The sequence below is a fragment of the Marininema mesophilum genome, assembly GCF_900106775.1.
Classification (GTDB): Bacteria; Bacillota; Bacilli; order Thermoactinomycetales; family DSM-45169; genus Marininema; species Marininema mesophilum.
Window position 1 is genome coordinate 187,047 of record NZ_FNNQ01000006.1, and the last position, 6,284, is coordinate 193,330.

A 6,284-nucleotide genomic window follows, 5' to 3' on the forward strand; every position below is an offset into this window, starting at 1 on the left:
TGCCGATCGGGGAGGGAGATCCAATGTTTCAGATAGGCATTCGTAGTATTAAAGTGCATTCGATCTCTGAAGTGGGCTCCCTCAATATCGGTACCACACTCAATTTTTTAGTCAAAAAAGAGCAACCCCCTCAAGGTGAAGAGCAGGAGAAGGAACAAGAACCTACTGTACCACCAAGACTTCCTGATGAACAGAATCCTAAACCCCCTGAAGGGAGCCTCCCTGAACAAGATCAATCGGGAACACAGGACGTTTCCCAACCTTAAAAAGGAGGTTATGTTGAATTGACATGAGATTGAAGAAATGTGCTACCAAACATAAGGAGGGTTTGTTATGTCACAAACGAAGGTTGATCATGTGACTCCGCCATTTGGATTTATGGGTGAACCCTCTGTGGTGAGCTCCTATGAGCCTGGATCACATTGTGCGATGGCCCCTCCAGTAGTTCAAGCACCCATTATGCCCCATATCGTCATGCCTCACATCATCATGCCCATCATGCCTCATATCATCATGCCCCATATCATCCTTTTCCCCCATCTTATTTTGCCTGTGGTTCCACCTACTACATTTCCTGTTCCGCAGTTTCCACAACAGACGATTCCACCAGGACAAGGCCAGCAGATGTATCCTATGTATTCCCCCTACTAGAGTGATTTTCTCATTGAGGTCTCATCTACTGATATCAGGGAAAAGGTATAATAAGGATGTATACCTGATGACAGGGTGTGATCGACGATGGAAAAAAAAGTGCTTATCATCGAGGATGAGGCAAACCTAGCACGCTTTTTGGAGTTGGAATTTATTCATGAGGGATGGACAGTTGAGACTGCCTTTGAAGGAAGAGTAGGGCTTCAGCGTTCATTGGAAGATAGGTGGGATATCATTGTACTCGATGTGATGTTACCTGATCTAAGTGGTGTAGAAGTATGTCGCCGAATTCGCGGGGAGAGTAGTGTTCCTGTGATGCTGTTAACAGCCCGGGATGCTATCCCTGATCGTGTAAGTGGATTGGATGCTGGTGCTGATGATTATATGACAAAGCCCTTTGCGATCGAGGAGCTTTTTGCGCGCGTACGGGCGCTCCTCAGGAGAAAAGAACCACGCGAAGGGAAGGTTTTGATTAATGGTCCTTGCCGGTTGCTGTTAGAACAGCGACGGGCCCTTTGTTATGAGAAAGATGTACGACTGACGGCTCGTGAATTTGACCTCCTGGTTTTTCTGATGAAGAATCGGGATCGTGTCATGGGGCGTGAGCAGATTTTAGATCAGGTATGGGGGTTTGACTACGCAGGAGATACCAACCTGGTCGATGTTTATATCCGCTATCTGCGTAATAAATTGTCCCAGGAAGGTGTTACCGATTTGATCGAAACAGTGCGAGGGGTTGGCTATGTGATTCGAGGCTTAGAAGATGCCGATTAAATGGAGACTTACCCTTCTATCAGCTATTTTTTTGCTAATAATCCTTGGGCTCTTCCATGGTTTTGTATATCAATTGTTTGCCAATATGATTACGGAAACAGAGCAGCGCGTCTTACAACAGAAGATTGCTACACTGGCGGGTATATATAAACATGAACAAACAAATAGCCGTCGATTGAAGGATCAATTGTCCGGTTGGGTGAGTCCCTTCATTGATAATGGACAAGCTATTCGAGTTACCATTGATGGTAAAGTGGAGTGGCAGGTTAATCAAGGAATCCCTTCAGAATTCTTTCTAAAGGGAAAGGATGCAAGGCACAATATTACAAAAGTCCATAAAAATGAAGGGAAGCAGGTATCTATTTTAGCCCGTCCTTTGCAAGGGGTAAAAAATGGTCGCGTAGAGCTTTATACGGATTTTACCTCATTAAATCGTTACCTCGATACGATGCTCTTGGCCCTTACCATTGGCTCCTCGATTTTGTTAGTCATTGTAGCTGTTGGGGGACATGTGATGGCGAGAGTGGCTTTTCATCCAGTAAAGAAAATTACAAGAACAGTAAGGGAATTGGACCCTGCCCGATTAAATAGCCGATTGGATGTTCCTGCCACTGGAGATGAGATTGAAGAGCTTACTCGTACCTTTAATGGTCTCCTCGACCGCATCTACCGTTTGTTGGAGCAACAACGCCGCTTTACAGCAGATGCTTCCCATGAACTAAAAACACCGGTTTCAATAATACGTGGGTATGTCAATCTTCTCAATCGTTGGGGAAAAGAAAATCCAGATATCCTGGAGGAAGCCTTGAATGCGATTAACCAAGAAACGGATCGAATGGAAGCAACGACAGACAAACTCCTCAGTCTTGCTCGAAGAGAAAGTAATCTACTACTAGGAACTGAACAAATCGAGCTGGTAGAAGTGCTACAGCAAAGGGTGAATCGTTGGATCCCTGTTTTTTCGCCAAGAGAGGTGACATTAACCGGAGATCTGGATCCGATCTATTTTCCAATCCAACGCTTAGATTGGGAAGAAGTTATCGATATTCTCTTAGATAATGCCCATAAATACTCCAAGGAGGGATCTGTGAATGTCCTTTGGAATGTAGAAGAGGGGATAGCCTGTCTTACGGTTCGTGATTATGGGGTGGGGATTCCGAAACGGGATCTTTCCCGAGTACTTGATCGCTTTTATCGCTCAGGACAAGTCAGAGGAAAGCAGCAGGTAGGGAGTGGATTAGGACTCTCGATAGCGAAACGAATCCTTCAACTGCATAGAGGGAGCATTCAGATCGATAGTCGCTTAGGCGAGTGGACAGAGGTGCGGATCCTTCTCCCCTTGCCATAAACGAATTTCTCATTAGAATCTCATCCAGAGTTCAGTATACTCTCATTTTATTTCACTAAGATAGAGTTAGAAAAGGGGATGAGATTATGAAAACCTTCATGGAAATCTTCAGTTTTTTGTTAGTGGTTCCTGTTTGGGGATTGAAGATGTACCTGGGTTTTCAAGGGTTGGTGGACATGTTTAAGAATTCCCTCTAATGAACATTTGTTGAATAAGAATTTGGATACAGCGATCATTTAGAAGTCAGGTGACCCACCTGACTTTTTTGCTTGTCCTCATTTTTTTCATCGACAGACAACTCGTGATAATATAGGGGGTACATTATGGGGGTGATCAGCATGCTGACAATTGGACAAGCAGCACCGGATTTTACCTTACCGGCATCCAATGGAGAGAGGGTCTCTCTATCGGATTATCGAGGAAAAAACGTGGTTATCTATTTTTATCCGAAGGATTTAACACCAGGATGTACGACAGAATCCTGTGATTTTAGAGATCGCACAAATGATTTTGCGGATTTAAATACGGTGATTCTAGGCATCAGTTTAGATGATCTATCATCTCATAAGAAATTTATTGAAAAACATCAACTCCCCTTCCTTTTGCTAGCTGATACTGAAGCTGAAGTTTCACAAAAATACGGTGTTTATCAAGAGAAAAATACCTTTGGTCATAAAAAGATGGGAATCGTACGCTCCACTTTTATTATCGATCAGGAAGGGAAATTGGCCGCAGAATGGCGGAAGGTAAAAGTGGCTAATCATGTAGAACAGACTTTAGAGTGGGTACGAGAGAATCTGACTCCTAAGTCTTAATAAGAGATACGAAGAGGGTGGGGAGGGAAGTCTCCCAACTTCTTTTTTGACGTGGGCATAGCCAGGAATTAGTAGGGAGAAGTAGTAAGACAGTGAAGGTCTGAGGTAAGGGAGGTACATCAGAAAGGGGAGCACAATGAAGCCAAAACCAAAACGAGTAGCGACGAAAAAAATCCTGGAATTGCTCGCAGAGATGTATCCAGATGCCCATTGTGAACTTGATTTTCGTAATCCCTTTGAACTGCTGATCGCAACAATCTTGTCCGCGCAATCGACGGATCGGCAAGTAAATATTGTTACCAAAGGATTATTTGAGAGGTATCCACAACCCGAGAATTATATCGATCTCACTGAGGAAGAATTGGCTAAAGAGATCCGTGGACTTGGATTATATCGAAATAAGAGTCGCAACATCTTACAGACCTGTAAAATTCTCACTAGCCAATACGGTGGACGTGTCCCTGAGTCGAGGGCAGCATTGGAGGCCCTGCCTGGTGTGGGAAGAAAAACAGCGAATGTTGTACTCTCCAATGCCTTTGATGTTCCAGCACTTGCTGTGGATACCCACGTATTGCGCGTTTCTAATCGTTTAGCACTTGCTGATAGCGAAAACCCACTAGAGGTAGAGAAGCAAATAACACGTCGTGTGCCTCGTAAAGAATGGACGGATACCCATCATCGCATCATCTGGCATGGTCGGAGAGTATGTGCGGCACGCAATCCAAAATGCGAAGTGTGTGACCTCTTACCCTACTGTTGGTATGGGAAGAACCATATGGAACCATTGACAAAAAGCTCACATGGAAAGTAGACTGTTTATAGACATTATTAAAAGAGAATCTCTTTTGAATTGGGACTGGTGGAATAGCGAGGTGGTAGTGATGGGAAACAAACGCTTGAATCAGGCAGTTGAACAGTTGAAGTCAACAGGAGTGCGTATGACACCACAACGATATGCAATCCTGGAGTATTTACTGTCCTCGTTAGGCCATCCTACCGCCGATGAGATCTACCGCTCACTAGAAGACAGGTTTCCAAATATGAGTGTGGCAACTGTTTATAATAATCTACGTGTCTTCAAAGAAGCAGAATTAATTCGTGAGCTCACCTACGGGGATGCCTCGAGTCGCTTTGATGCCAATATGTATGATCACTACCATATCATTTGTAGGGAATGTAGTAAAATTGTCGATTTTCAATATCCTTCCCTAAGGGATGTGGAAGAGGAAGCGGCTCAGAAAACTGGATTTATTGTAGAAAATCATCGGATGGAAGTATATGGGCTATGCAAAAGTTGCCATGAAGCAATGCAGTTGAAATAAAACATACTAAATAAAAATCCCCTTGGATAATCACCAGGGGGATTTTTATAATTAAAAAAGGACCACGACTGTTAACCACGAGAGCCACTTGATGATGGTTCGATCCTTGAGGATATTAATAATGATCATGACTGTAAACATAACAATGGCAAGCAAGGTAACCTAGCCAATCTAGTTGCTCCATTTACAGCTGCTTTCATTTGTTTCCCTCGAGTTTCTTGCACCAGTTTTTTTCTTCAATTTTAATAAGTTATGAGGTAATAGAATCATCTAGGGGGTAGAAGGGGCGAAGAAGGAGATCACCTCAATACAACAGAATATATACCCTATACTATAGGAGGTGCTAGCAACTGTGAACGCGATTGACCTTATTATTCACAATTTTGAAGAAACACGACGGCGATCAATTATTACTTGGAGGGGGATCTCGGACCAGTATCTCGATTGGCGCCCTGACAAAGACGCTTACTCATTTGGAGAAACGATTCGCCATACTTGGGTAGGAGATCATGAGTATATGTACATGCTGAAGACCAATGGACAGAGGCTAGAGGAGGTCCCTTTTGAAAAAGTTCCTATTCTCTCTGTGGAACAAGAGATCGCGTACTCCTTACCCTATCGCCAAGAACTTATCGATTGGATCCATTCCCTCTCTCCCATAGACCTAGCAGAGAAAAGCATTGAGAGAGAGAAGGGACACAAACGGACTCTTGGAGATATGTTACTACGAATCGCGTATCATGATTCAGTACACGTGGGGTACCTCATGCAATACATGCGAACTCTTCAGATCGCGCGCCCTGACATTTGGGATTAAATAATGGAAAGTACAGAAGGAAACCCGAACCCTGATACATGAGGGAACCGGGTCTCCTCTGTAATTAACTTGCAAACCGCTTCCTGATCAGAACGATTGGCAAAGTAAACAAAACTAGAGAAGCAACAATTAACCACGTCGCATTGATCCAGAGTCCGTTGTATTGCCCCAAGATCAACCCTCTACATAAGTGAGCAGCGTGGTAAAGTGGTGAAAACCAAGCAATTTTTTGCGCGATCTGAGGCATCTTGTCCATAGGGAAAAAGATGTCGGAGAACATATACATCGGCAAGCATGATTCTTATGCGATCATCGTCCCCAAAAGGCTGACAATTGACAATTCCACAGCTGAAGCACCCCAAGGGCACTTCCTTCGGGCGCAGTGGGATTCTTGGGAACTCCGTCTACTGACAGGATATACTCCAAGCTTAAACGGTCTGCCCAACCGCAAAAATCTTTAGTCCTTCTTGCAAGATGTTCTTGGATGCATTGATGTCTCGGTCATGGTGAGAGTGGCACGTAGGGCATGTCCATGCGCGAAGATTCAGGTTCTTCAC

At 44.0% G+C, this 6,284-nt stretch carries 9 protein-coding genes; 8 read left to right on the top strand and 1 reads right to left on the bottom strand.

The genetic code is table 11. From position 1 onward, the window contains the following. The first annotated feature begins 23 nt into the window (after window positions 1-23). The 8 genes from BLV90_RS07845 (at window position 24) to BLV90_RS07880 (ending at window position 5,727) form a co-directional block, all read left to right on the top strand. Complete coding sequence (locus BLV90_RS07845; RefSeq protein WP_091738857.1) at window positions 24-266, top strand: hypothetical protein; 243 nt, start codon at window positions 24-26, stop codon at window positions 264-266. A 67-nt stretch (window positions 267-333) separates the two neighbouring features. Continuing rightward, complete coding sequence (locus BLV90_RS07850; RefSeq protein ID WP_091738860.1) at window positions 334-651, top strand: hypothetical protein; 318 nt, start codon at window positions 334-336, stop codon at window positions 649-651. Between the two features lie 87 nt (window positions 652-738). Further along, a complete protein-coding gene (locus BLV90_RS07855; protein ID WP_091738863.1) occupies window positions 739-1,425 on the top strand; it encodes a response regulator transcription factor in 687 nt (228 codons plus the stop codon). Then, on the top strand, window positions 1,415-2,773 hold the full coding sequence (locus tag BLV90_RS07860; protein ID WP_091738866.1) for a sensor histidine kinase: 1,359 nt from the start codon (window positions 1,415-1,417) through the stop codon (window positions 2,771-2,773). The genes BLV90_RS07855 and BLV90_RS07860 overlap by 11 nt, the downstream gene beginning before the upstream one ends. A 323-nt stretch (window positions 2,774-3,096) precedes the next feature. Beyond that, window positions 3,097-3,588, top strand: coding sequence for a thioredoxin-dependent thiol peroxidase (gene bcp / locus BLV90_RS07865; protein ID WP_245726287.1), 492 nt, complete (start codon window positions 3,097-3,099; stop codon window positions 3,586-3,588). Between the two features lie 136 nt (window positions 3,589-3,724). After that, window positions 3,725-4,399 carry an endonuclease III gene (gene nth / locus BLV90_RS07870; protein ID WP_091738870.1) on the top strand — a complete coding sequence of 225 codons (675 nt, stop codon included), beginning with the start codon at window positions 3,725-3,727 and terminating at the stop codon, window positions 4,397-4,399. Window positions 4,400-4,469: 70 nt separating this feature from the next. Continuing rightward, complete coding sequence (locus BLV90_RS07875) at window positions 4,470-4,910, top strand: Fur family transcriptional regulator (RefSeq protein ID WP_091738873.1); 441 nt, start codon at window positions 4,470-4,472, stop codon at window positions 4,908-4,910. A gap of 352 nt (window positions 4,911-5,262) precedes the next feature. Then, window positions 5,263-5,727 carry a DinB family protein gene (locus BLV90_RS07880; RefSeq protein ID WP_091738877.1) on the top strand — a complete coding sequence of 155 codons (465 nt, stop codon included), beginning with the start codon at window positions 5,263-5,265 and terminating at the stop codon, window positions 5,725-5,727. Between the two features lie 428 nt (window positions 5,728-6,155). On the opposite strand, the gene BLV90_RS07885 is transcribed toward BLV90_RS07880, so the two are convergent. Then, on the bottom strand, window positions 6,156-6,284 hold a 129-nt coding region (locus BLV90_RS07885; RefSeq protein ID WP_143035011.1), incomplete at its 5' end, for a zinc ribbon domain-containing protein.